The organism is Methylosinus sp. KRF6 (assembly GCF_018887255.1).
Taxonomy (GTDB): domain Bacteria; phylum Pseudomonadota; class Alphaproteobacteria; order Rhizobiales; family Beijerinckiaceae; genus Methylosinus; species Methylosinus sporium.
Genome location: NZ_JAHLJF010000001.1, coordinates 1,066,517 through 1,090,489, shown reverse-complemented (window position 1 = coordinate 1,090,489; position 23,973 = coordinate 1,066,517). Strand labels below are relative to the sequence as shown.

Genomic DNA, 23,973 nt, shown 5'->3' with positions numbered 1-23,973 from the left:
CGATGGAGCCCGTCTCTGCGCTCGAAAGTCTGCGCGAGCAAAACGCCCGTCTCGTGACGCGCGGCGCGCGGCGCTATTTGCGCGCGGCGGGTTTTTCCGTGCTCGCGGAGCTGCCGTTGCCGGGCGGGCGGCGAGCCGATCTCGTCGCGCTCGCGGCCGACGGCGCTCTGCGCATCGTCGAGGTGAAGAGCTCGCTCGCGGACTTCCGGGCCGATCGCAAATGGATGGACTATCGCCTCCATTGTGACCGCTTCTACTTCGCCATTCCCTGCGATCTTTCCGAGGAGGCTTTTCCAGCGGACGCCGGCCTCATCGTCGCCGACGCGCATGGCGCCATGCTGGCGCGCGAGGCGCCGGCTCACAAGCTCGCTCCCGCGAGTCGCAAGGCCATGTTGCTGCGTTTTGCCGGCGCCGCGGCGGAGCGGCTTCACCACGCCCTGCATCGCGACGAATTCTGACCGCCGCGTGTCATCGCGGCGCGCTCATCGCGGCGCGCGCTTGGCCAATATGCGTTGCAGCGTGCGGCGATGCATGTTGAGCCGGCGCGCCGTCTCCGACACATTGCGGTCGCAGCTCTCATAGACGCGCTGAATATGCTCCCAGCGCACGCGATCGGCCGACATGGGATTGTCGACCGCGTCGGGCTTGTCGATCTTCGTCGCCATCAGCGCATGATAGATTTCGTCGGCGTCGGCGGGCTTGGCCAGATAGTCGAAGGCGCCGAGCTTCACCGCCGTCACCGCCGTGGCGATATTGCCATAGCCGGTGAGGATGATGCCGCGCGCATCCGGACGCTTCACCTTGAGCGACGAGATGACGTCGATTCCATTGCCGTCGCCGAGCCGCATGTCGATGATGGCGAAGGCCGGCGGGGCCGCCTCGACCGCCGCCAATCCCTCCGCGACGCTCTCGACCGCGGTAACGAGAAAGCCGCGCGCCTCCATGGCGCGGGTGAGCCGGCCGAGGAAGGGCTTGTCGTCCTCTACGATCAGCAGCGTGAGCTCGTGCGGAATCTCCCCGATCGCGGCCTCCACGGCCGCATCGAAATCATTGTGTTCGGCTGCGCCAGCATCGTCGATCATGCGTCGTCGTCCTGCTTTGGGATGATTCAATATAGCATCACACCGCGTCGGACGAAGGCGTTTGTTGGTCCAAGTCTCGCTTCGAGCCCCGTTCCAACTCCCGCTCGCGTCCGCTGTCGCTATTGCCCGACGAGCGCTCGAGCGCGGCGCGCGGCCAGGTGATCGTCACCTTGGCGCCTGTGCTGGGCGCCTGCACATTGGCCGTCGTCACAGTGGCGCCGGAGCGCTCGAGCAGCGTCTTGGCGATGAAGAGGCCGAGGCCGAGGCCGGAGCCCGGCTCGTTCTTGGTGCGCCGGTCGGTGGGGCGCCCGCTGACGTAAGGGTCGCCCAGGCGATTGAGAATCGCCTGCGAAAATCCCGGCCCGTCGTCCTCTATGACGATGACGACGAGCTCCTTCGACCACAGCGCTTCTATGCGCACGCGCGAGCTGGCGAAATCGACGGCGTTCTCGACGAGATTACCGAGGCCGTAGACGATGCCGGGATTGCGCGAGAAGCTCGGCTCCTCGGGCGGACCGCGCCGCGTCAATTCTATGTCCACGCCGAAGGCGCGATGCGGGTCGACCACCTCCTCAAGCAAAGTCTCGAGCGTCTGCATGTCGAGCAGGCTGCCGGTGTCGGCCTGGCCGAGCGAGACGAGCTTGCGCAAAATCTCGCGACAGCGCCGCGCCTCCTGCGCGAGCAGAGCGAGATCGTCGGCGAGCGCCGGCGCCGAGGCCAGCGCGGATTTTTGCAGCTCCTTCGTCACCACGGCGATGGTCGCGAGCGGCGTGCCGAGCTCATGCGCGGCCGCGGCGGCAAGGCCGTCCAATTGCGAGAGATGCTGCTCGCGCTCCAGCACCAGCTCGGTCGCCGCCAGCGCGGTCGACAATTGGCGCGCCTCGTCGGAGACGCGGGCGGCGTAGAGGCCGATGAAGGCCGCGCTCAGCACCAGCGCAGTCCACACGCCCGTGCGATAGAGCAGCGGAAAATGCAGCTCCACGCCCTCGTACCAGGGCAAGGGCTGAAATTCGACGGTCAATATCGTCGCCGCGGCGATCATCAGCACGCCGAGCAGAATGGTGAGCTTGCGCGGCAGCGACACGGCCGAGATCATCACCGGCGCCAGAAACAGCATGGCGAAAGGATTGGCGACGCCGCCGGTGAGATAGAGCAGGGCGGAGAGCTGCAATATGTCATAGGACAAGAGCAGCGCCGCCTCGCCGTCGTCGAGACGGAATGTGCGCGTCGTGGCGAGCCGCAGCGCGGCGTTGAGGCAGGCCGAGGTCGCAATGGCGATGAAGCTCAGACCGATCGGGAAATCGAACTGAAAATAGAAGAAGGTGACGAGCGTCGCGAAGGTCTGGCCGGCGATCGCCAGCCAGCGCAGGATGATGAGCGTGTCGACGCGAAGCTGGCGGGCCTGATGGCCGAAATCGGCGTCGGCGGTATTGGTCATGAGGCGGCGTTGTCTCGAAAATTGCAGCAGCGCGAGACGCGCGGCTCTGTGGTTTGTAGCGCGTTTCGCCTGTGCTCCGCAGCGATTTTCCGTAGGACTATATGCCGCGCCCCTTCGCCGCGCGCCATAGCCGCCATTGTCGTCGCCATTGCGCGGGCTCGGCGATGGAGCGGAAGGGATCGAAGCCTTTGCGCTCCATCTCGCCGAGATAGAGTGGAATCAAAGCGGCGGGCAGCAGCGCGGCGCGCGCCGCGCCATCGCCGCGCACGGATTTGCGCGCTCTCTCGAAAGCGTTGCGGGCCGCTCCGCGCAGTTCCGCCAGAGCGGCGGCGACCGCCGGCGTCGCTTTCGCTTCGGCGAAATCCTCCGCGGCGCGATGGCGCGCGAGAAGATCGGCGGGCGCGAATCGCTGCCCCTGCGCCAGATGGCGGGGCAGGGCGCGCAAAATCGCCGTGAGGCCATAGGCGCGACCGGCGAGGCGCAGCGCCTCCTCCTGCCGCGCGGCGTCCGCAGCGTCGATGATGCGCGCGCGCCAGCGCAGAGGCGCGCCGAACACGCGGTCGCAATAGGTCTCGAGCGCCTCGAGGCTCTCCATCGGATCGTCATAGAGATCGAAACTATGCGCTTCGAGCAGCTCGGAGACCTCTTCGCGCGGGATGGTGCAGCGGTTCAGCGTATCGAAAAGAGCGTCGGCGATCGGATGGGCGCGGGCGCCTTCGTTATCGTCCGCCGCCTCCAGCGCATCGTACCACCAGCGCAGCCGCATCTCGCCGAGAATCGGCTGCGAGACACGGGCGCGCACGCTGGAAATCTCCGCCGCGAAAGCGCCGATCGCATGGAGATGCGGCCGCGCCTGCGCCGGCGCGAACAGGCAGGCGAGCCAAAGGTCGAGGTCCTGCTCGCGCAGCGCCGCCTCGCAATGGCGGTAGTGCTCGGCGAGCTCCGTCTCGCGCTCGGTCGTCGCGGCCTCATCCATGGGCGAAACCTCGGCTCACACCACGATCAGCACGGCGGCGACGCGGCGGTCTTCGTCGAGCAGCATATTATAGGTGCGAACGGCGGCTCCGGTGGCCATGGCTTCGACCATGATTCCCGCCTGCTTCAGCCGCGCGCGCGAGGCGACCGAGGGCGGCCGCAAATTTTCGCCGGAGCCGAAGATCAGCAGTTCGATCGTCCCTTCGCCCTCGGCGAAGAGAGGAGCGAGCGCGGCCTCGTCGATTTCCGCCGCGGCGACCGCCTCCAGCGCATGAATTCCCGAGGGCAGCGCGAGCAGCGAGCCGCGATGCGACATTTCCGCGAAGCGAAAGCCGCCGCCACCATAGGACTCTATCTTATGGCGGCCCGGAACGAAGCCTCGACCCTGCTCGGCCATCAGGCCGCTTTGGGCTTGGCGCGCGTCGTCGCTTTGGCGGCCTTGCTCGGCGCCGTCTCCGGCGCCTTGTCGGTGTCCTCGTTGCGCAGGCCGAGATAGATCAGCATGGGTGAGCAGATGAAGACGGAGGAATAGGTGGCGACGAAAATGCCCCAGATCATGGCGAGCGAGAAGGAGCGGATCACATGGCCCCCGAAGATCGCCAGCGACAGCAGCGCCAGAAACACCGTCGTCGCCGTCATGATCGTGCGCGGCAGCACGGCGTTGATGGAGAGGTCGATCATCTGATCGGTCGGCATTTTCTTATATTTGCGCATCATCTCGCGAATACGGTCGAGCACGACGACGGTCTCGTTCAGCGAATAGCCGACGATGGTCAGGATCGCCGCGATCGACGTCGTGTTGAATTCGAGATGGGTGAGCGAGAAGAAGCCGACGGTGAGCAGAAGATCGTGCATTGTGGCGATGACCGCGCCGACGGCGAATTGCCATTCGAAGCGGAACCACAAATAGGTGAGCACGGCGACGATGGAGAGCACGACGCCGAGCGTGCCGGACTGCACCAGCTCCCCGGAGACGCGCGGGCCGACCACCTCGACGCGGCGCAGCTCATAGTCGGAGCCGACCGAGCCGCGGACCTTTTCGACCGCCGCCTGCTGGGCGACGTCGCCGCCCTTCTGCGGTCCGAAGCGGATCGTCGCATCCGATTGATTGCCGAAGGCCTGCACCTCGACGTCGCCGAGCTCGAGCTTCTCCATGGTCGAGCGCAGCGTCGCGATCTCGGCGTCGCCGGTCTTGGCGCGCAATTCGATGACCGTGCCGCCGGCGAAGTCGATGCCGAAATTCATGCCGCTGAGAAAGAACAGCAGCAGTGAGCAAATGGAGAGAAAGGCCGAGAACGGATAGCTCACGCGGCGGAACCGCATGAAGGGGAACTTGGTGTTCTCCGGGGCGAGACGCAGCAGCTTCATGTCGGTTTCACCCTCAGATCGGCAGGCGCGTCGGGCGCGCGTAATGATACCAGATCGCGATCATCATCCGCGTCATGGTGACGGCGGTGACGATGGTCGTCAGAATGCCGAGCGCGAGCGACACGGCGAAGCCGCGCACCGGGCCGGAGCCCAGAAAGTAGAGGATCGCCGCGGCGACGAACATCGTCACATTGGAGTCGACGATGGTCGCAAAGGCGCGGTTGAAGCCGGCGTCGAGCGAGGCGAGGATCGAGCGCCCGCCATGCTGCTCCTCGCGGATGCGCTCATAGATCAGCACATTGGAGTCGACCGCCATGCCGATCGTCAGCACGATTCCGGCGATGCCCGGCAAGGTCAGCGTCGAGCCGAGCAGCACCAGGCCGGCGAAGATGAAGGCGATATGGACGAACAGCGCCAGATTGGCGAAGATTCCGAACACGCCATAGGTGATGAGCATATAGACGACGACGAGGCCGGCGCCGACGTAAGCCGCGCGCTTGCCGGCGTCGATCGAATCCTGGCCGAGGCCGGGACCGACGGTGCGCTCCTCGATGATGTTCAGCTTGGCGGGCAGGGCGCCGGCGCGCAGTAGGATCGAGAGGTTGTTGGCCTGCTCGACCGTGAAATGGCCCGAGATCTGGCCGGAGCCGCCGGTGATCGGCTGCAGAATGCGCGGCGCGGAAATCACCTTGTTGTCGAGCACGATGGCGAAGAGCCGGCCGACGTTTTTGGAGGTCACCTCGCCGAATTTCTGCGCGCCGCGAATGTTGAAGCGGAAATTCACCACCGGCTCGCCGCCGCGCTGCTGGTCGAAGCCGGGCTGAGCGTCGGTCAGATCCTCGCCCTGCACCATGACCTGCTTCTCGATGGCGATCTTGCCGGATTGATCGGATTGCTCGAGCTCTTCCAGCTCGGACGGGCTTTGGCCCGGCTCGGCGACGAGGCGGAATTCGAGCTTGGCGGTCTCGCCGAGAACGATCTTCAGCTGCTTGGGGTCCTGGAGGCCCGGCACCTGGACGTTGATACGGTCGTCGCCCTCGCGCTGAATGCTGGCCTCGCGCGTGCCGAGCGCATCGACGCGCTTGCGGATCACTTCGATCGATTGGTCGACGGCGTGGCGGACTTTGTCCGTCACGCCGGCGTCGGTGACCGTGATCTGGACCAGTCCGTCGCCCGAATCGCGCACTTCGAGCGGCGGCGCGCCGCCGATTTTCGCGCCGGCGAAGCTGTTTGCCAGATTGCGGAATTTCGGCAGCACTTTGGCGCGGTCGGCGGCGTCGGGAATGCGAAGTTGCACGCCGCGGGCCTGCGTTCCGATGCCGCCGGTGATGGCGACCTTCTCCTCGCGCAGGATGCGGCGGACGTCGTCGCGTAGATTGGTCACCTGCGTGTGCAGGACCGAGGCCTTGTCCACCTCCAGCATCACATAGGAGCCGCCTTGCAGATCGAGGCCGAGCACGATGGTGCGCGGCTGCGCCCAGGACGGCAGGGCGCGTTCGAGCGCCTTGAAGCTCGCCGGCGCGAGCGTGCTCGGGACGATGACGAGAACGGCGGCGAGCGTCAGCGCCAGTATGGCGATGATCTTCCAGGTGGCGAAGCGCAGCATGGATCGTCGGTCCTTGAGAGGCGGTCCTGAGGGATTTGTCCCGGCGCCGGAGGGGCGGCCGGGACGGGGCGGCGCATTCTTCGAGAGGGCTAGCGCGAGGCCGCTTGATCCTTCACCGGCTCGCCCTTGGCGCGCACCTCGGCGATGGCGGAGCGCAGCGCGCGCACGCGAATATTCTGGGCGAGCTCGACCTCCACTTCAGCGTCGTCGACGACCTTCGTCACTTTGCCGATGAGCCCGCCGCTGGTGACGACGGTGTCGCCGCGCCGCACGTTCTTGAGCGATTCCTTCTGTTCCTTCGTGCGGCGCGCCTGCGGGCGCAGCACGATGAAATAGACGATCAGCGTGACGAACAGCAGCGGGACGATCTGTGAGATCATGTCGGGCGCCGGAGGCGCGGGCGGAGCGGCGGCGTCCGGCGTGGTCTGCACCGTCGCGCTCGGCGGAACCGGCGGCGCCGCGGGAGGCGCCGGAACGGGCGGCGCCGTGGGGGCGGGCGGAGCGGGGGGCGTCGCCGCAGGGGCGTCGGTCTGAGCTTGGGCGGTCTGGATCAATTTCATGTTCGATCTCTTGGAAGCGGCGCGCGCGCCTTCGTGCCGGCAGGATGCCGCCTTGCAACGGGCGCGGACTATAGCCGGCCTTATCTCGAAATCAATGGCGGCCGGCGCCGCGGCGCAACGCCGCTCCCGGTTATGATTTCGGCGAGCTCTGTGCGACAACTCACAGTCGGCGGCCTCGGCGGGGGATATGTCGCTTCATGGAAGCATCGGGGCGGAGAGGCTCCGCGCGCTTCGCAGCGAAGGTTGAGGAGATACCGATGTCGAAGAAATTGTCGCTCGTTCTCGCGCTGGGCGCCGCTCTGGCGCTGCCGGCCGAGGCGCTCGCTCAGCATTACGGCGGCGGCCACGGGGGCGGCCATGGCGGCGGCCACTGGGGCGGAGGTCACGGAGGCGGCCATGGCGGCGGCGGCCACTGGGGCGGCGTCCATGGCGGAGGCCATGGCGGTGGAGGTTGGCACGGGGGCGGTCACGGCGGCGGTCACTGGGGCGGAGGCCATGGCGGTGGAGGTTGGCACGGGGGCGGTCACGGCGGCGGCCACTGGGGCGGCGGCCATGGTGGCGGCTGGCATGGCGGCGGCGGTTGGCATGGCGGCGGCCATGGCTACGGCCGCGGCCGTTATTGGCACGGGCGCTGGTATAATTACGGGGTCGGGCCGTGCTGGCGTTGGGCCGGCTATTGGGTCTGGGCCTGCTACTGAGCCGAACATCGCGCGACGCTCGGCGCCTCTAGCCTAGGCGCCGAGCTCGCGGGCGAGGCCGCGCATGAAATCGACGCAGGCCGAAAGTTCGCTCACTTCTATATATTCGTCCGGCTGATGCGCCTCGTCTATGCGGCCGGGGCCGCATATGACGCTCGGAATGCCGGTCTGCTGGAAGTGCCCCGCCTCGGAGGCGTAAGGCACGGCGATGGTGCGGTTGGCGTGGGCGAGCCGCAGCGCCAGGGTTTCCGCCGGCGAGCCCGGCTGCGGCGCGAGGCCTGGAACCTCCACCTCCATTCGGGTCTCGATCCCGGTTCCGGGAAAGGGCGCGAAGAAACGCTGCGTCAGCTCCGCCGAATAGGCGGAAATGCGCTCCTCGACGATTCGGGCTGCGTCGGTTCCCGGCACGCCGCGCACTTCCCAATGGAAGACGCAGTCCTTGGCGACGATATTGCGCGCCGTCCCGCCTTCTATCGCGCCGATATGCAGGGTGGAATAGGGCGGATCGAAACGCCCGGTCGGATCGCCCGCGGCGACCAGCTCCTCGCCGATTCGCAGCAGCTCCGCCCCGAGCAGCAGAGCGACATGCACCGCGCTGACGCCGCGATGCAGATTGGCGGAATGAATCTCATAGCCGCGGACCCTGGTGACGAAGGTCGTCACGCTCTTATGCGCATCGGCCACCTGCATGGAGGTCGGCTCGCCGATGACGGCCGCCGCCGGCCGCGGCAGCTCATAGCCGAGCCGGCCCAGCAGGTCGAGCGGCCCGAGGCAGGTGGTCTCCTCGTCATAGCTGAGAAACAGGTGGATGGGGCGCTTCAGCCCCGCCGCCTTGAATTCCGGGACCATGGCGAGGCAAACCGCGCCGAAGCCCTTCATATCGACGGCTCCGCGGCCGAGCAGCCGGTCGCTCTCGCGGCGCAGAGTGAAAGGATCGGCGGTCCAATTCTGCCCCGTGACCGGCACCACATCGGTATGGCCGGAGAGCACCACGCCCCCCTCGATTTGCGGGCCGATCGTCGCGAAGATCGCCGCCTTGTCGCCCTCGGCGTTGGGCGCGCGGATGAACGGCACGTCTTGCGCGCGCAAATAGCCTTCGACGAAATCGATGAGCGCCAGATTGGATTTGGAGCTCTCCGTGTCGAAGGCGACGAGCCGGCCGGTCAGCTCGATCGCGCGCTCGAGGGTCGACATGTTCTGCGACATGGGCCGGCTCAGTTGAGAGTCGGCTTGGAGAGCGGGCTGTCCAGCGAGAAGGCCGGCACTTCTATGTCGAAGGTCTCGCCGTAGGGAGTGATCATCGTATAGCTTCCCTTCATCAGTCCGGAGGGCGTCGAGAGCGGACAGCCCGAGGCGTAGCGGAACGTCTCGCCGGGCTCGAGAATTGGCTGCTCGCCGACCACTCCGGGTCCTTTCACTTCTTCCCGACGCCCATAGGCGTCGATGATGATCCAATGGCGTGACAGCAATTGGACGCGCTCCTTGCCGAGATTGGCGATCTCGATCGTATAGGACCAGACGAAACGATCGTTGGCGGGGTCCGACTGCTCCGGCAGGAAGTCGGGCAGCGCGGTGACCTGAATGTCGCGAGTGACGGATATATACATGAGGCCTACTCTAGGACGCGGCGCGCCGAAGGGGAATGTGGAATGTGTCGGCGCCCCGCCGCAAAAGCCGGCGCCGACCCGCATCTGCGTAGCAAAATCTGTGACATAATTGACACGGGTCAAGGAAAAGACGCTCCGTCGACGATGAGCTCGATTGCTCGCGCCGTCTTCGGCGCGTAGCTTCGGCGTGGGAAAATCTCCCGAGCGGCGAATGGTGGCGATGCGTCGAATTTCTCTCCGCGGCATGTTGGCGGTCGTCGCTCTGGCGCTTCAGGCGCTGAGCGCCGCCTATGCGCTCGGCGCTCCCATCGCCGGCGCGCATGGCCGCGGCGACTTCGCCTATTGCGAGGCGGCCGGCGTAGAGAGCGACCGGCGCGCGCCGGCCGGCGGCCATAGGGACGCTGGCGCCTGCCTCACCTGCCAGCTTTGTCTCGGCGGCTTCTCGCCCCTGCTGCCCTATTCCCTCGCAGGCCGTGCGCTCGACCGGCGCCGCGTCGCCGATGCGGATTGGAGCCGGGATGCTGTGGCCGGCGTCGGCTCTGGCCGCGCCCATGCCCATGGGGCCCGCGCCCCGCCCGCATTTTCCTGACACGACGGCGCCGCCGCCCGAGCGCTGCGGCCGACGAGGCGATGTCACGCGGACGCCGGAGCGTCGGCGAGCGCGCGCCGCTCCGATCCATCCCATCGAGACCAACCTCCCCATCGAGACGATGCGCGCCGGCTTTGGCGAGCCGCGGCGCGTCGAAAAGCGCCCGACCGAAGGCGCAGGAGACCAGAATGAGCGATCATTTCCATTTGCTGCGCGGCGCCTCCGCCTGCGCGCTGACCTTGTCACTCGCCGCCGGAGCGGCGCGCGCGCAAGAGGCCTTGCCGTCGATCGACATCGCCGGCGAACAGAAACCCGCCCAGGGACAGGGCTCCGGGCGTGGGCCGGAGGCGCCGGTCCGCCGCGCCATTCCGGACAATATTCCCGCCGTGGTGGAGAGCGTCACCCGCGCCGACATCGACCGCACGGTCAATGTCATGACCACCGCCGAGACGATGAAATATATGCCGAGCGTGCTCGTGCGCGAGCGCTTCATCGGCGACCGCAACGGCATATTGCAGACGCGCGTCAACACGCCGATCGCCGGCGCGCAGAACCTCGTCTACGCCGACAATATGCTGATCTCAAATCTGTTCGGCAACACATTCAGCACCGCGCCGCGCTGGGGCATGGTGTCGCCCGGCGAGATCGACCGCGTCGATCTCATCTACGGACCCTTCTCCGCCCTCTACCCCGGCAATTCGATGGGCGGCGTGATGACGATCACGACGCGTATGCCGGAGAATTTCGAGGTTCACTTCGCGGGCAACGCCGGCGTGCAGACTTTTTCGCTCTATGGCTCGAAAGAGACTGCGCTCGCCGGCGACATGAACCTCCTCGTCGGCCATAAGATCAATGATCTCTCCTTCTGGGTCAGCTATGACCGGCTCGACGCGCAAGGCCAGTCGCAGACTTTCCCCGGCGGCAATGTCAAGACGGGCAAGGTGAGCGGAACGCCGATTCTCGGCGGCTTCGCCGACGTCGATCAGGCGGGCAATCCGCGTTTCGTCGGCGGCGCCAATCAGGCCGACCATTCCCAGCAGCATATGGCGAAAATAAAGCTCGACTACGAGCTGGCGCCCAAAATCCACGCCACTTATCAGCTCGGCTTCTGGTCGCTGATCGACGACACTTTTCCGACGACCTACATACGCGACGCCAATGGCGTGCCGATCTATAATACGCAGAACGGCAATGTGCAGGTCGGCAACGCCGTCTTTCCCTTCACCGTCAATCCGAGCCATGGCAACGCCTCGCATCTGATGCAGGCGCTGTCCTTGAAGTCGGACACCAAGGGCGTCTTCGACTTCGATATCTCGGGAAGCTCTTACAATTATCTGCGCGACTACAATAATACGGCGCGCGCCTATGGCTGGCTGCCCAACGCCGCCGGAACCTCCTATTCGATCAATCCGCGGGGCTCGAACGTCAATCTGACCGGCAGCTTCTGGCATACGCTCGACATTCGCGGCGTCTGGCGTCCCGAATGGACCGAGCTCGGCCGGCACGAAGTCTCGGTCGGCGCGCATTGGGACATTTATTCGCTGGCGCAGACGCAGACCAACACCAATGTCTTCACCGACAATTATTATAATTCCATCCAGGCGATAAACCTCGGCAAGACCGAGACCAAGGCGCTCTATCTGCAAGAGGTCTGGTGGTTCGCGCCGAAATGGAAGCTGACCGTGGGCGGGCGCCAGGAGTTCTGGAGCGCCTTCGGCGGCGTCAACAACACGCTCGGCCAGAACTATGCGCCGGGCTTCGCCGGCTGGCCGCCCATGCTGGTCACGCCGCCCACTCTGCCCGCGGTCTCCAAGCCGACCTTCTCGCCCAAGGCGGCGATCGAATATCAGGTCTTCCCCGATTTCACGCTGCGCGGCTCGGTCGGACGCTATTATCGCTTCCCCACCGTGCTCGAATTGTTCCAGAACATCTCGGGGCCCAACTCCGTCTCTATCAGCAATCCGACGCTACAGCCGGAGAGCGGCACGTCCTATGACCTGACCGGCGAATATGTGACGGAGAATGTGTTCGGCGGCCTCATCGGCGAGGCGCGGCCGCGCATCTCGCTGTTCATGGACCATCGCTGGAACTCGATCGTCTCGCAGACCGACTTCACCACCGGTATCCCGGTGTCGCAGAACTCCAACATCGGCAAGGCGATCTTCCGCGGCGTCGAAGGCTCCGTCGTGCTGAAGGACATCGTCTGGAAAGGTCTCGACTTCAACGGCAGCGTGACCTTCACCGACGCCAAGATCGTGTCCGACTATCAGCAGCCCTGGATTCAGGGGATGCAATATCCGCGCATTCCGCGCATCCGCATCCGCGCTGTCGCCTCCTATGCGCCGACCGACGAGTTTTCGATTGCGGCGGGCGTGCGCTATGGTTCGGCGGCCTTCGTCAGCCTCAATAATTCGGACTTCAATCACAATATTTACGGTAGCGTCGACAATGAATATCTCGTCTTCGACGCCAAGGCGGCCTATAAGCTCACGAAGGAATGGACGCTCAACGCCGGCGTCGACAATATCGGCCGTTGGAAATATTACGTCAATCCGAACCCATATCCGCAACGGACCTATTTCCTCGGTCTGAAATATGACTTCGGCGGTCCGGCGTCGGGGATGTTCTCCGATATGAAGCTCGGCGCGAAATAGAGCGTTTCCAGCCGAATGCGACGCGACGGCGGGGAGGTGATGCTGCGGCGCATCACATTCCCCGCCGCCTCGTCTCTTGCTCCGCGGGGTGAATTGCGACAGACTTTCGTCCCGTCGCAGGCAGGAGCGTTCATGCGTCGGAATTTGGCCAGCATATTGCTGTTTTCGTTGGCTTTGGCCATTCAGGCCATTGCGCCGGCGACGGCTGGGCTCGCCCGATCCGCGCTCGCTCCGGGGCAGATTTGCGCGGCCTTCGCCGATAGCAAAGCAGCGCCTTCGGGCGTCCCCGCGGGCCATGCCGAGGCGGGACCTGAGCTCTGTGATCTCTGCATCCTTTGCTGCGGCATTGCGGCTCCTCTGGCGGCGTCTCCCGAAATCGCGCAGATTGCTTCGCCGGGCTGGACCGGGGCCGAATGGGCGGCGACGGTCCGACGCGCGGCTATTTTCGAGCCCGATCATGCGCGGCGGGCGCGGGCGCCGCCTCTCTCCATCTGACTTCCGACCGAATTCGACCGCCCGCCGTCTCGCGGGCGTCGGCACGTGGTTTCGAAAAAAGATGATGCGTCGCGAAAGGCGGCGCGGGGAGGGGAGATTGTTTGGATTTTCGATGAACGATCGCGCCGGCGTCGGCGCGTTTTTCCGCGATTTTCTGCGGACGCTCGCCGGCGAGCGCCGCACCTTCGGCCTGTTCGAGACGCGCGGCGCGATCGGCGTTCCGCTCCCGCAGCCGGAGGAAAAGCCGCGGCCGGCGCCCGTTGTCGCTGCGCGGCGCAGCGGCCGCCTCATCGACCTCGAGCGCCGCGCGAAATTCGGCCAGTTCTGACCGTTCAGCCGCGCGCGGCGGAAAGGCCGCGCGCAAGATCGTCGAGGAGATCATCCGTATCCTCGAGCCCGACCGAGAGACGCAGCAGCCCATCGCCGACGCCGATGAGCGCCCGCGCCTGTGGCGTCAGCCGCTGATGCGTCGTCGTCGCCGGATGGGTGACGAGACTCTTGGCGTCGCCGAGATTATTGGAAATCTTGACGATTTTCAGCGCGTTGGCGAGGCGGAAGGCCGCCGCCTTGCCGCCGGCGACGTCGAAAGTCACCAGCGTGCCGCCGCCCGTCATCTGCCGCCGCGCCAGCTCCGCCTGCGGATGATCGGCGCGGAAAGGATAGAGAACGCGGGCGATCTCCTTCTGCTCGGCGAGGAAATCGGCGATCCGCGCCGCGCTCGCCGTCTGCTGCGCGACGCGCAGCGGCAGAGTTTCCAGCGCCTTCAGCATGGTCCAGGCGTTGAAGGGCGACAGAGCCGGCCCCGTCTGGCGCAGGAAATTATGGATATTCTCCTCGATCAGCGCCTGCGACGCCAAAATGACGCCGCCCAGGCAGCGGCCCTGGCCGTCAATGTGCTTGGTCGCCGAATAGACGACGACATCGGCGCCCAATTCGAAGGGCTTTTGCAGCAGAGGCGTGGCGAAGACATTGTCGACCACGAGCCGCGCGCCGGCCTCATGGGCGATCTCGGCGATGGCGCGAATGTCATAGACCTCGAGGCCGGGATTGGTCGGGCTCTCGAGGAAGAAGAGCTTGGTCTCCTCGCGGACGGCGGCCTTCCATTGCGAAAGATCGGCCCCATCGACCAAGGTCGAGGCGACGCCGAATCGCGGCAGCAGATCCTCCACCACATAGAGACAGGAGCCGAACAGCGCCCGCGCCGCGACAATATGGTCGCCGGCGCGAAGCTGCGCCAGCAGCGCGGCGGTGACGGCGGCCATTCCGCTCGCCGTGGCGCGCGCCGCCTCGGCGCCCTCGAGCAGGCACATGCGCTGCTCGAACATGGCCACGGTCGGATTGGAAAAGCGCGAATAGATGAAGCCCGGGTCCTCGCCCTTGAAGCGCGCCTCGGCGGCCTCCATCGTGGGATAGGCGAAGCTCTGCGTGAGGAACATCGCCTCGGACAGCTCGCCGAATTGCGAGCGCAGCCCCCCGCCATGCACGAGCCGTGTCGCGGGGCGCAGTTTCTTCTCGTCGTCGCTCAACTTAGGTCTCCCCTGCGGCGCGCGGGGCGCGCCACGGCGACAAAAAGCGGATTTCACGAGGAAACCCGGCCTTTTAGCGCCTTGTTTTACGTGGCGGCAAGCCGGCCGGCTCAAAGAACCACGCGTTCGTTTAACAGAATGAACCGAAGGACGCGGCCAAGTCAACACTCTGCCGCATCCTTGCAGCGCACCGATTTTATCGCCACTAGAAGACGATGGCGTCGGGCGTGTAAGGTCCCACAACGACTGAACCGTTGTGATAGGAGTTTCGATGGCGTCCGCCGTCCATGGCGTGCTCTCCTGCGAGCAGATCCGAGAATTGGCGGCTTCCGGCGCGATTGTCGCGACGCTGCCGATCGAGGAGGGCCAGCATCAGCCGGCGAGCCTCGATCTGCGCCTCGGCCCGACGGCCTATCGCGTCCGCGCCAGCTTTCTCCCCGGCAAGCGCCGCAGCGTCGAGGCGCTGCTCGCCGAGCTGACCTATGACGAGATCGACCTGCGCGGCGCCGGCGCGGTGCTCGAGCGCGGCTGCGTCTATGTGATTCCGCTGCTCGAGAGCCTGCATCTGCCGGAGGATATCTCCGGCGTCGCCAATCCCAAGAGCTCGACCGGGCGGCTCGATATTTTCACCCGCCTCATCACCGACGACACCGAGATTTTCGATCATGTCGCGGCCGGCTATCGCGGGCGGCTCTATGCCGAGGTCTCGCCGCGTAGCTTCAGCGTGCGCGCGCGGCAGGGCTCGCGGCTCGATCAGCTGCGCTTGCGCCGCCGCGCAGCCGCCGGCGAGACGACGCTCTCCGACGCCGCGCTGGCCGCCGAGCACGCCCGCGCGCCGCTCGCAGATGGCGAGCTGACGCTGCGCGACGGCTTGATCCTGCGCGTGGCGCTGGACGGACTCGGCGACGTTGTCGGCTATCGCGCGCAAAAGCACACGGATGTCATCGATGTCGATCGCGTCGACCATTACGCCATTGAGGATTATTGGGAGCGCCTCGCGCCGCGTCGCAGCAAGCTCATTCTCGATCCGAACGAGTTCTACATTCTCGCCTCGCGTGAGCGCATCCGCATTCCCTCGCATCTCTCGGCCGAGATGATGGCGATCGATCCCGCAATGGGCGAGTTCCGCGTGCATTACGCCGGCTTTTTCGATCCGGGCTTCGGCTATGGCGCGCAGGGCCTGCCCGGCAGCCGCGCCGTGCTCGAGGTGCGCAGCCATGACGTGCCCTTTATTTTAGAGGACGGGCAGGTGATCGGACGGCTCGTCTATGAGCCCATGGCCGCCGAGCCGAAGATTCTCTATGGTCAAGGCGGCGTCTCGAATTATCAGGGGCAGGAGCTGAAGCTCTCCAAGCATTTCAAGGTGCCGTGAGCGCATCCGAAAGCGGCTGATCGGAGACGGAGATGTTTTCCGAGAGCGTTCATCACATTTTTGTGATCCCGGGATGTCTGCTGCTGGTCCTGGCGGCATTCAATCTCCTCCGCTACAGAAGTTGGGGGCGTGTGACGGGAACGATTGTGGAACGTCGGGCGCTTCCCATCGAGGGCGAGCACGATAAGATCAAGGTCGCGTACGTCATATCCGATCGCCGATATGTTTCCGACGTCCAGCAAACCTTCGGTCAAGTACGTATTGGTGCCGAAGCGAACGACGAAGTCGAAATAAGCTATGATCCGCTGAACCCGAGCCGATGCATGGCTTATGCGCCGACGGAAAATATCTGCACAGTCGCCATTGCGATCGTCATGATTCTCGTCTGACGTGGCGCGACAGCGCGTCGCCTCGATTTTTGTCGAGAAACTGCAATAATTCGATGAGATCAACGAGGGCCGCCGGTTCGACGGAGTGTCGTCGCGCGCCGAGACGCAGCGCTCGTCGACGCCGCGCCGATTTCGAACCCTAGATTCGAGACAATGGACAAAGGCATGCCCGAGGCCCGTTCCATCGTCGACGCCGCCGGCCTCGAGGCTCTGCTCGAGGCTCTGCGCGGGCAGGGCTATGCGCTCATTGGCCCGACCGTGCGCGACGGGGCGATCGTCTATGACGAGATCGCCACGCTGGACGATCTGCCGCGCGGCGTCGGCGATGAGCAGGACGGCGGTCATTATCGGCTGACGCGCCGCAATGACGAAGCTTTGTTCGGCTATGTCGTCGGCCCGCAATCCTGGAAAAAGCTGCTGCACCCGCCCGTGCTGCGCCTGTGGCGCGCGCGGCGCGAGGGCGATGAGCTGCGCGTCGAGGCCGAGCCCGAGCGCGCCGAAAAATTCGCCTTCATCGGCGCGCGCTCCTGCGAGCTGCACGCCATCGCCATTCAAGACCGCGTGTTCCTCGGCGGCGCTTACGCCGATCCGCATTATCGTGCGCGCCGCGAGGACGTCTTCATCGTCGCGGTGAATTGCGGCGTCGCCGGCGGCGCCTGCTTCTGCGTCTCGATGGATACGGGGCCGAAGACGACGATGGGCTTCGACATTGCGCTCACCGAAATCGTCGCCGGAAGCTCCTTTCTCGTCGAGATCGGCACAGAGGCGGGGAGGGCGCTTCTCGACTCTCTGCCGCATCGCGCGGCGAGCGCGAGCGAGACAGAGGAAGCGGAGGCTATTCTCGCGCATACGGCCGAGAATATGGGCCGCAGTCTCGAGGCCGGCGATGTGCGGGAGTTGCTCGCGCGCAATTTGGAGCATCCGCGCTGGGACGATGTCGCGGCGCGCTGCCTCGCCTGCACCAATTGCACAATGGTCTGTCCCACCTGCTTTTGCACCAGCGTCGAGGATGCGAGCGATCTCACAGGCCTCGAGAGCGAGCGCTCGCGGCGCTGGGATTCCTGCTTCACGCTGGATTTTTCCTATATTCACGGCGGCAGCGTGCGGCAGAGCGTCAAATCGCGCTATCGCCAATGGATGACGCATAAGCTCTCCACTTGGTACGACCAATTCGGAAGCTCCGGCTGCGTCGGCTGCGGACGCTGCATCGTCTGGTGTCCCGTCGGCATAGACTTGACCGAGGAGGCGCGCGCCATTCGCGAGAGCGACGCGCAGAAAGGCTCGACATGATCGAGAGCATCGAGCATATCGTCAAAGAGCATCGCTTTTTCGCCGGCATGGATGCAGGTTTCGTCGCGCTCGTCTCCGGCTGCGCCAAGAATATGCGCTTCGATCCGGGCCAATATCTTTTTCATGAAGGCGACAGCGCCGATTGGTTCTTTCTGCTGCGCAATGGAAGCGTCGCCATAGAGCTGCGCGATCCGGCGCGCGGCGCCGTCACCGTGCAGACGCTGCATGAGGGCGATCTCTGCGGCCTCTCCTGGCTCGTGCCGCCCTATCGCTGGACCTATGACGCGCGCGCGATCGATCTCGTCCGCGCCATCGCCGTCGACGCCGCTTGCCTGCGCCGCAAGAGCGAGGCCGATCCACGGCTCGGCTATGACATGATGAAGCGTTTCATGCCGCCGCTGGTCGAGCGATTGCAGGCCGCGCGAATGCAGATGATCGACATTTATGGCGCCCATGACTGATGCATTTTCCGCGGCGAGCATCGCCGATCCCATGATTCCGCGTGTCGCCCGCGTCGTGAAGCGAAAGCGCGAGATCGCGGATGTCGTGACTCTCGAAATCGAGGGCGGCGCCTTCGATTTCGCGCCGGGGCAATTCAACATGCTCACCGCTTTCGGCGTCGGCGAGGCGGCGATCAGCGTCAGCGGCGATTCGGCCAATAGCGCGCGGCTCGTTCACACGATCCGCGCCGTCGGCGCCGTCTCGCGCGCGCTCACAGAGCTGCATGTAGGGGAGCCGATCGGCCTGCGCGGACCCTTTGGACGCGGTTGGCCGATGGTGGAGGCGGAGGGGCGCGATGTGATCGTCGTCGCTGGCGGACTTGGCCTCGCGCCGCTGCGGCCGGCGCTCTATCGCCTCTTCGCCGAGCGCGAGAAATACGGCCGTATTCTTCTTTTGTTCGGCGCGCGCAGCCCGGCGGATATTCTCTTTCGCGACGAGCTCGAAGCCTGGCGCGGGCGGCTCGACGTCGAGGTGGAGGCGACGGTCGATCATGCGCGCGGCGATTGGCGCGGCAATGTCGGCGTGGTGACGACGCTGCTGTCGCGTGCGCAATTCGACGCCGCCAATGCGCTCGCCATGCTCTGCGGACCGGAGATCATGATGCGCTTCGTCGCCAATGCGCTGCTCGAGCGGGGCGTCGCGCAAGAGCGCGTCTATCTTTCCATGGAACGCAATATGAAATGCGCGATCGGCTGGTGCGGCCATTGCCAATTCGGGCCGGTCTTCATCTGCCGCGACGGGCCGGTGTTTCCCTATTCGCAATTGCGCGGCCTCATCGCGAAGAAGGAAATCTGAGCATGAGCGGGCAAGGACATCGGACGCCGTCTGCGCCGCGGCTCGCGGTATGGAAATTCGCCTCTTGCGACGGCTGTCAGCTCAGCCTGCTCGATTGCGAGGACGAACTGCTCGCCGTCGCGCAGGCGCTCGATATCGCCTATTTTCCAGAGGCGACGCGCGCGCCGATCCGCGGCAATTATGATCTCTCGCTCGTCGAGGGCTCGATCACCACGCCGCATGATGCCGAGCGCATACAGGATGTACGGCGCCGCTCGCGCGCGCTCGTCACCATCGGCGCCTGCGCGACATCGGGCGGCATACAGGCGCTGCGCAATTTCGCTGATGTGCGCGAATATGCGTCGATCGTCTATGCGCGGCCGGATTATATCCATACGCTCGCGACGTCGACGCCGATCAGCGATCATGTGAAGGTCGATTTCGAGCTGCGCGGCTGTCCGATCGACAAGGGCCAGCTGATCGAGGTGATCTCGAGCTTTCTCGCCGGCCGCAAGCCGGCGACTCCGTCGCATAGCGTCTGCCTGCAATGCAAGCTGAAGGGAAATGTCTGCGTGATGGTCGCGCATGGGACGCCCTGTCTCGGCCCCGTCACTCATGCCGGCTGCGGCGCGCTGTGTCCTTCCTATGATCGCGGCTGCTACGGCTGCTTCGGTCCCGCCGAGACGCCCAATGCGCCATCGCTGAGCGCGCAGCTCGCGGCGCTCGGCATGGATGAGCGAGCGCTAAAGCGCGTCTATCGCACATTCAACGCGCAAGCCGAGGCCTTCCGCGAGGAGAGCGAGCGCCATGACGAGTAGAACCATTTCTGTCGGCGCGCTGGCGCGGGTGGAAGGCGAGGGCGGGCTCGAAATCACCGTGCGAGACGGCGTGGTGACGAGCGCGGCGCTGACGATTTTCGAGCCGCCGCGCTTTTTCGAGGCGCTGATGCGCGGGCGCGCCTTCGCCGAGGCGCCCGATATCGCCGCGCGCATTTGCGGCATATGTCCTGTCGCCTATCAGATGAGCGCCGTCCATGCGATCGAGGATGCGCTCGGCGTCGCCGTGACCGGTCCGCTACGCGATCTGCGGCGCCTGCTCTATTGCGGCGAATGGATCGAGAGCCACATGCTGCATGTGCATATGCTGCATATGCCGGATTTTCTGGGTTACGCCGGCGGCGTCGATATGGCGCGCGACCATGGCGATATCGTGCGGCGCGGGCTCGCGATCAAGAAGGTCGGCAATGAGATCATGACGCTCATCGGCGGGCGCGAGATTCATCCGATCAATGTACGCGTCGGCGGTTTTTATCGCGCGCCGCGCAAGCGCGAGCTGCGCGCGCTCGGCGAGCGCCTCGAGCGCGCGTTGGAGCAGGCGCTGGAGGTCGTACGTTTCGTCGCCGGATTCGATTTTCCCGATTGCGCGCGCGATTACGTCTTCGTGTCGCTTCGTCATCCGGGCGAATATCCGTTCAACGAGGGCCGCATCGTCTCGAGCCGCGGCCTCGACATCCCCGCGCGAGAATTCGAGGCGAACTTCGAGGAGTTCCACGTCCAGCGCTCGACGGCGCTCCATGCGCGGATGCGCCATGGCGACGATCCCTATCTGGTCGGTCCGCTCGCCCGCTATGCGCTCAATTTCGAGCGGCTGTCGCCGCTCGCGCAGGAGGCGGCGCGCGAGGCGGGTATCGGATCGATTTGCGCCAATCCCTATCGCAGCATCATCGTGCGCGCGGTTGAGACCGTCTATGCATTGGATGAAGCGCTGCGCATCATCGCACGCTATGAGGAGCCGGAAGCGCCTCACATCGCGATCGAGCCGCGCGCCGGCGTCGGCTTCGCCGCGACGGAGGCGCCGCGCGGGATGCTCTATCATCGCTATCGGCTCGAGGCGGACGGATCGATCGCCGAGGCCGTCATCACGCCGCCCACCTCGCAAAATCAGGGGTTGATCGAGGAGGATTTGAAGAGCCTCGTCGGCGCCTTTCTGCATCTGCGGGAAGACGATCTGCGTCATCGCTGCGAGCAGACGGTGCGTAATCATGATCCCTGCATCTCCTGCTCGACGCATTTTTTGCGCCTCGATATCGATCGGGGCTGAGATGGAGCGCTGCGTCATTCTGTGCGTCGGCAATTCGGATCGCGGCGACGACGCCGTCGGCCGCACGGTGGCGGCGCTGCTGCGGGACGCGGGCGCGCCGGAAGTCGTCGAATGCCCGGGCGAGTCGGGCGCCGTTCTCGACGCGCTCGAAAAGGCCGGCGCGGCGATCATCGTCGACGCGGCCTTGTCCGGCGCTTCGCCCGGAACCGTGCGGCGCTTCGAGATCGGCGGCGACGGCCCGCCGCTCCGCCTGAATTTCGGCTGGTCGAGCCACGGCCTCGGCCTCGCCGAGGCGCTCGGTGTCGCGCGCGCGCTCGGCGAACTGCCCGCTGTTTGCGTTCTGTTCGTGATCGAGGGAGAGAGCTTTGCGCCCGGCGCGCCGCTATCGGAGGCGGCGAGAGCCGGGGCCGCCGAGGCCGCGCGGCTGATTTTGCGGGAGCTCCCGTCGATTCGGCGATCCGCCGCGCCATTGTTTTCCACCGGCGGTGACATGGTCGGACGCGGGGACTTGGTCGGACCTTGCCCGCAGGGCGGAAAAATCCTATAGGAATAGGCGTCTTCCGGCGGTTCGCGGGCGTAGTTCAGTGGTAGAACGACAGCTTCCCAAGCTGTATGTCGTGGGTTCGATTCCCATCGCCCGCTCCATTTCGCGTCCTTCGTTTCACCAGCGTCCGCTTTTCGGCCGCCTCGCTCGAACGCGTCTCGTGCTTTCGTGGCGGAGACGGTCGGGACGTTTCATCCGGATCGTGTGAACATGGCGGATTGTCTCCCGACCTTGCTGCTGATGCATTCCTGTGTGTTCGCGGTTCTCGGCGCCTTTCTCTATCTCGTGTGGCGGGAGGATCCGGAGGCGGACGAATATCGCTGGTGGTGCGCCGCTCAATTCGCGATCAGCATAGGCCTCGCCCTGCTGTCGTTTCGCGCATCCTATCCGCTTCTCGCGATCGGACTCGGCAATGCGCTCACTCTCTGGGGCGTCGGCCTCGCGTGGGGCGGAGCCCGCGTTTTCAGCGGCCGGCCGGTGGATATGCGGCTGGCGGCGGCAGGCGGGGTCATCTGGCTTCTGTTCTTCTCCTCGAGCGTCGATTCGGTTCGCGTCGTCGACCGCTGCGCGATCTCGGCGGTCTACGCCTTTCTGCTCGCCGACGAGTTCGGCTCGATTCGTCGGCAGCGAACGATAACGCAGCAGGCGACGATCGCGCTGGCCGCCGCTCATGCCTGTTTCGGAGCCGTTGTCGCGGTGATCGTCGTTGCGCTGATGGCGCGGGGAGAGGCGATCGACCTGAAGCCTTTCATCGTCGCCATCACCTTCGAGTCGCTGAGCTATGGTCTCCTCATCGGTTTCGCGCTGCTGGCGGTGACCAAGGAGCGAGCCGTGGAGCGCCAGAAATTCATGGCCGCGACCGACCCTCTGACCGGTCTCTCCAATCGGCGCAGCTTCGATCACAACGCCGATGTCGTGATCCGCAATTCGCGCGGCCAGGGCGATTCGGCGTTGCTGATCTTCGATCTGGATCGGTTGAAGACGATCAACGACAGCTTCGGCCATTCGATGGGCGACCGCGCTTTGACGACGTTCGGCGAGGTGGCGGCCAAGAGCATTCGCGACGAGGATTTTCTGGCGCGCATCGGCGGCGACGAATTCGCGCTGCTGCTGACCCGTGTCGATGGCGCGCGGGCGGTGGCCGTGGCCGAGCGCATTCGTTGCGCCTATGTCTCCGCCACAGCGGCGCTCGGCGACGGGCTTTCCTCGGTCAGCGTCGGCATCGCGCTCTCCGGGCATGAGACGAGCGATCTCTCCGCGCTGAAGGAGGCCGCCGACAAGGCGCTCTACGCCGCGAAATCCAGCGGCCGCAATCAGGTGTTCGTCGCGCAGTCGTGAAATGGCGTCACCGAGCCTCGGCGGGTCTTTCAGATTGGCGAAGACGAAGGGACGTTCGCCGCGCATTCGGCGGGCGTCGCGATCCATTACCTCGAGCGAGGCGGATCGGAGCGCATGATGCCGGGCCCGCCCTTGCGCGGAATTTTGTCGCCGGCCGAGACGTCGATGACATAGAGCGTCAAGTCGGCGAGCTCGGGGCTGAAGGTCGCGGCGAGATTGTCGCCGCCGTTCTCGATGAGAATGAGATCGAGATCCGGGAATTTGCGGTTCATCTCGGCGACGGCGGCGAGATTGGCCGAGGCGTCCTCGCGGATCGCCGTATGCGGGCAGCCCCGGGCCGTTGGGAGAATGGGGCGCGGTCATGAGCGGAACAGCCTCGTATATTGCGTTTCATGGCGCATGGACGCGATGTCTATGCGCAGGGCGGAGGTGCTGAGCTGGCTCGCACGCGGCAAGTCGAATCACGACATAGCCGAGATTCTCTGCATCTCGCCGCGCACGGTGCATGAGCATTTGGAGCGCATTTTCGTGAAGCTCGGCGTCGACAGCCGCTCGTCCGCCACCTCCGTGGCGCTGAAGGCGGTGGCGACGGATCGAGGGGACGGCGAGGGCGGCGGCGGAGCGGAAGCTCTTGTCTTTCCGCGCGATCGAAGCTTGGATGCGCGCGCCGGCCGATGGGATGTGCGGCGCAATGGGGCCCTCATGAGCGAAGAGCTGTCGGAATTGTCCTCTCGTCTCGTCGCCCTGGAGACGGCGCTCGCGCATCAGGACAGGACCGTCGCCGAGCTGAACGACGTCATCGCGTCGCAATGGCGAAGGATCGACGCGCTGGAACGGCAGCTCGCCCGATTGCGCGAGGAGTTCCAGACGCTCGGCCACCGCGACGCGCCAGAGCCCCCGCCGCCGCATTACTAATGCGGACGCGCGCTATCCATTTGAATTTATGATGTTATTGGTGCCCCTGGCCGGAGTCGATTTCATCCATAACTAATTGAAAATATTAACTAGTGGCGGACGGATACCAACATTATACCAACGGTCCAAAGCCTCCTGACGTAGATTGTCGA

The 23,973-nt window shown here is 65.3% G+C and carries 26 protein-coding genes, 1 tRNA gene, 1 pseudogene and 1 riboswitch; of the genes and pseudogenes, 17 read left to right on the top strand and 11 right to left on the bottom strand.

Translation table 11 applies throughout. From position 1 onward, the window contains the following. Nucleotides 1-2 precede the first annotated feature (2 nt). A complete protein-coding gene (locus tag KP010_RS05285; RefSeq protein WP_142863818.1) occupies nt 3-458 on the top strand; it encodes an MmcB family DNA repair protein in 456 nt (151 codons plus the stop codon). 24 nt (nt 459-482) lie between these two features. On the opposite strand, the gene KP010_RS05280 is transcribed toward KP010_RS05285, so the two are convergent. The 7 genes from KP010_RS05280 to yajC form a co-directional block, all read right to left on the bottom strand. After that, a complete protein-coding gene (locus KP010_RS05280) occupies nt 483-1,082 on the bottom strand; it encodes an ActR/PrrA/RegA family redox response regulator transcription factor (protein WP_246659939.1) in 600 nt (199 codons plus the stop codon). Between the two features lie 37 nt (nt 1,083-1,119). Continuing rightward, the gene (locus KP010_RS05275; RefSeq protein ID WP_142863819.1) at nt 1,120-2,520 is read right to left on the bottom strand and encodes an ActS/PrrB/RegB family redox-sensitive histidine kinase; all 1,401 of its coding nucleotides are present in this window, start codon (nt 2,518-2,520) and stop codon (nt 1,120-1,122) included. A gap of 97 nt (nt 2,521-2,617) precedes the next feature. Next, on the bottom strand, nt 2,618-3,496 hold the full coding sequence (locus KP010_RS05270; RefSeq protein WP_216280513.1) for a squalene/phytoene synthase family protein: 879 nt from the start codon (nt 3,494-3,496) through the stop codon (nt 2,618-2,620). Between the two features lie 15 nt (nt 3,497-3,511). Continuing rightward, entirely contained in the window at nt 3,512-3,892 is a 381-nt protein-coding gene (locus KP010_RS05265; RefSeq protein ID WP_142863821.1) for an Mth938-like domain-containing protein, read from the bottom strand. Next, a complete protein-coding gene (gene secF / locus KP010_RS05260; protein WP_142863822.1) occupies nt 3,892-4,863 on the bottom strand; it encodes a protein translocase subunit SecF in 972 nt (323 codons plus the stop codon). Before secF ends, KP010_RS05265 begins: the two co-directional genes overlap by 1 nt. Nucleotides 4,864-4,876: 13 nt before the next feature. Beyond that, a complete protein-coding gene (secD, locus tag KP010_RS05255) occupies nt 4,877-6,469 on the bottom strand; it encodes a protein translocase subunit SecD (RefSeq protein WP_142863823.1) in 1,593 nt (530 codons plus the stop codon). Between the two features lie 89 nt (nt 6,470-6,558). Next, nucleotides 6,559-6,849, bottom strand: a complete 291-nt coding sequence (gene yajC / locus KP010_RS22650; RefSeq protein WP_244594762.1) for a preprotein translocase subunit YajC — start codon at nt 6,847-6,849, stop codon at nt 6,559-6,561. Between the two features lie 437 nt (nt 6,850-7,286). Here yajC and KP010_RS05245 point away from each other — a divergent pair, with 437 nt between their 5' ends. Further along, nucleotides 7,287-7,727, top strand: coding sequence for a hypothetical protein (locus KP010_RS05245; protein WP_207783397.1), 441 nt, complete (start codon nt 7,287-7,289; stop codon nt 7,725-7,727). Nucleotides 7,728-7,760: 33 nt separating this feature from the next. Here the strand turns inward: KP010_RS05245 and argE are convergent, their stop codons facing one another. Next, nucleotides 7,761-8,921 carry an acetylornithine deacetylase gene (gene argE / locus KP010_RS05240; RefSeq protein WP_166142904.1) on the bottom strand — a complete coding sequence of 387 codons (1,161 nt, stop codon included), beginning with the start codon at nt 8,919-8,921 and terminating at the stop codon, nt 7,761-7,763. A gap of 20 nt (nt 8,922-8,941) precedes the next feature. Beyond that, the gene (apaG, locus tag KP010_RS05235) at nt 8,942-9,334 is read right to left on the bottom strand and encodes a Co2+/Mg2+ efflux protein ApaG (RefSeq protein WP_108916365.1); all 393 of its coding nucleotides are present in this window, start codon (nt 9,332-9,334) and stop codon (nt 8,942-8,944) included. A gap of 220 nt (nt 9,335-9,554) precedes the next feature. On the opposite strand from apaG, the gene KP010_RS05230 reads away from it, so the two are divergent. The 4 genes from KP010_RS05230 (at nt 9,555) to KP010_RS05215 (ending at nt 13,400) form a co-directional block, all read left to right on the top strand. Next, nucleotides 9,555-9,923 (top strand): hypothetical protein, encoded by a 369-nt coding sequence (locus KP010_RS05230; RefSeq protein WP_142863826.1) that lies wholly within the window; start codon nt 9,555-9,557, stop codon nt 9,921-9,923. A gap of 188 nt (nt 9,924-10,111) precedes the next feature. Beyond that, the gene (locus tag KP010_RS05225) at nt 10,112-12,577 is read left to right on the top strand and encodes a TonB-dependent receptor (protein ID WP_246659940.1); all 2,466 of its coding nucleotides are present in this window, start codon (nt 10,112-10,114) and stop codon (nt 12,575-12,577) included. A gap of 132 nt (nt 12,578-12,709) precedes the next feature. After that, entirely contained in the window at nt 12,710-13,072 is a 363-nt protein-coding gene (locus KP010_RS05220) for a hypothetical protein (RefSeq protein ID WP_142863828.1), read from the top strand. A 112-nt stretch (nt 13,073-13,184) separates the two neighbouring features. Continuing rightward, the gene (locus tag KP010_RS05215; RefSeq protein ID WP_142863829.1) at nt 13,185-13,400 is read left to right on the top strand and encodes a hypothetical protein; all 216 of its coding nucleotides are present in this window, start codon (nt 13,185-13,187) and stop codon (nt 13,398-13,400) included. A gap of 4 nt (nt 13,401-13,404) precedes the next feature. Here the strand turns inward: KP010_RS05215 and KP010_RS05210 are convergent, their stop codons facing one another. Beyond that, nucleotides 13,405-14,598 (bottom strand): O-succinylhomoserine sulfhydrylase, encoded by a 1,194-nt coding sequence (locus KP010_RS05210; RefSeq protein WP_142863830.1) that lies wholly within the window; start codon nt 14,596-14,598, stop codon nt 13,405-13,407. A 53-nt stretch (nt 14,599-14,651) separates the two neighbouring features. Continuing rightward, nucleotides 14,652-14,730, bottom strand: a riboswitch (SAM riboswitch). A 139-nt stretch (nt 14,731-14,869) separates the two neighbouring features. On the opposite strand from KP010_RS05210, the gene KP010_RS05205 reads away from it, so the two are divergent. The 10 genes from KP010_RS05205 to KP010_RS05160 all read left to right on the top strand — a co-directional run bounded on the left by KP010_RS05205 (nt 14,870) and on the right by KP010_RS05160 (nt 22,906). After that, complete coding sequence (locus KP010_RS05205) at nt 14,870-15,970, top strand: 2'-deoxycytidine 5'-triphosphate deaminase (RefSeq protein ID WP_216280512.1); 1,101 nt, start codon at nt 14,870-14,872, stop codon at nt 15,968-15,970. A gap of 32 nt (nt 15,971-16,002) precedes the next feature. Next, entirely contained in the window at nt 16,003-16,359 is a 357-nt protein-coding gene (locus tag KP010_RS05200; RefSeq protein ID WP_142864768.1) for a DUF3592 domain-containing protein, read from the top strand. 165 nt (nt 16,360-16,524) lie between these two features. After that, nucleotides 16,525-17,649 (top strand): 4Fe-4S dicluster domain-containing protein, encoded by a 1,125-nt coding sequence (locus tag KP010_RS05195; protein ID WP_246660022.1) that lies wholly within the window; start codon nt 16,525-16,527, stop codon nt 17,647-17,649. Then, nucleotides 17,646-18,110: a cyclic nucleotide-binding domain-containing protein gene (locus KP010_RS05190; protein WP_185966652.1), complete on the top strand. Its 465-nt coding sequence runs from the start codon at nt 17,646-17,648 to the stop codon at nt 18,108-18,110. Before KP010_RS05195 ends, KP010_RS05190 begins: the two co-directional genes overlap by 4 nt. Then, nucleotides 18,094-18,945, top strand: coding sequence for an FAD/NAD(P)-binding protein (locus KP010_RS05185; RefSeq protein WP_142864766.1), 852 nt, complete (start codon nt 18,094-18,096; stop codon nt 18,943-18,945). The genes KP010_RS05190 and KP010_RS05185 overlap by 17 nt, the downstream gene beginning before the upstream one ends. 2 nt (nt 18,946-18,947) lie before the next feature. Further along, nucleotides 18,948-19,742: an oxidoreductase gene (locus KP010_RS05180; RefSeq protein WP_142864765.1), complete on the top strand. Its 795-nt coding sequence runs from the start codon at nt 18,948-18,950 to the stop codon at nt 19,740-19,742. Continuing rightward, the gene (locus KP010_RS05175; RefSeq protein ID WP_142864764.1) at nt 19,732-21,024 is read left to right on the top strand and encodes a Ni/Fe hydrogenase subunit alpha; all 1,293 of its coding nucleotides are present in this window, start codon (nt 19,732-19,734) and stop codon (nt 21,022-21,024) included. Before KP010_RS05180 ends, KP010_RS05175 begins: the two co-directional genes overlap by 11 nt. Before the next feature lies 1 nt (nt 21,025). Then, entirely contained in the window at nt 21,026-21,571 is a 546-nt protein-coding gene (locus KP010_RS05170; RefSeq protein WP_216280511.1) for a hydrogenase maturation protease, read from the top strand. A 23-nt stretch (nt 21,572-21,594) separates the two neighbouring features. After that, nucleotides 21,595-21,669, top strand: a tRNA-Gly gene (locus KP010_RS05165). A 109-nt stretch (nt 21,670-21,778) separates the two neighbouring features. Continuing rightward, nucleotides 21,779-22,906: a diguanylate cyclase gene (locus KP010_RS05160; protein ID WP_142864762.1), complete on the top strand. Its 1,128-nt coding sequence runs from the start codon at nt 21,779-21,781 to the stop codon at nt 22,904-22,906. Here the strand turns inward: KP010_RS05160 and KP010_RS05155 are convergent. Then, a pseudogene (locus KP010_RS05155) lies at nt 22,904-23,238 on the bottom strand (GTP-binding protein); the annotation flags it as partial. The gene KP010_RS05160 and the pseudogene KP010_RS05155 sit on opposite strands and share 3 nt — an antisense overlap. A gap of 76 nt (nt 23,239-23,314) precedes the next feature. Here KP010_RS05155 and KP010_RS23220 point away from each other — a divergent pair. Further along, the gene (locus tag KP010_RS23220) at nt 23,315-23,821 is read left to right on the top strand and encodes a SlyX family protein (protein ID WP_371824191.1); all 507 of its coding nucleotides are present in this window, start codon (nt 23,315-23,317) and stop codon (nt 23,819-23,821) included. The last annotated feature ends 152 nt before the right edge of the window (nt 23,822-23,973 follow it).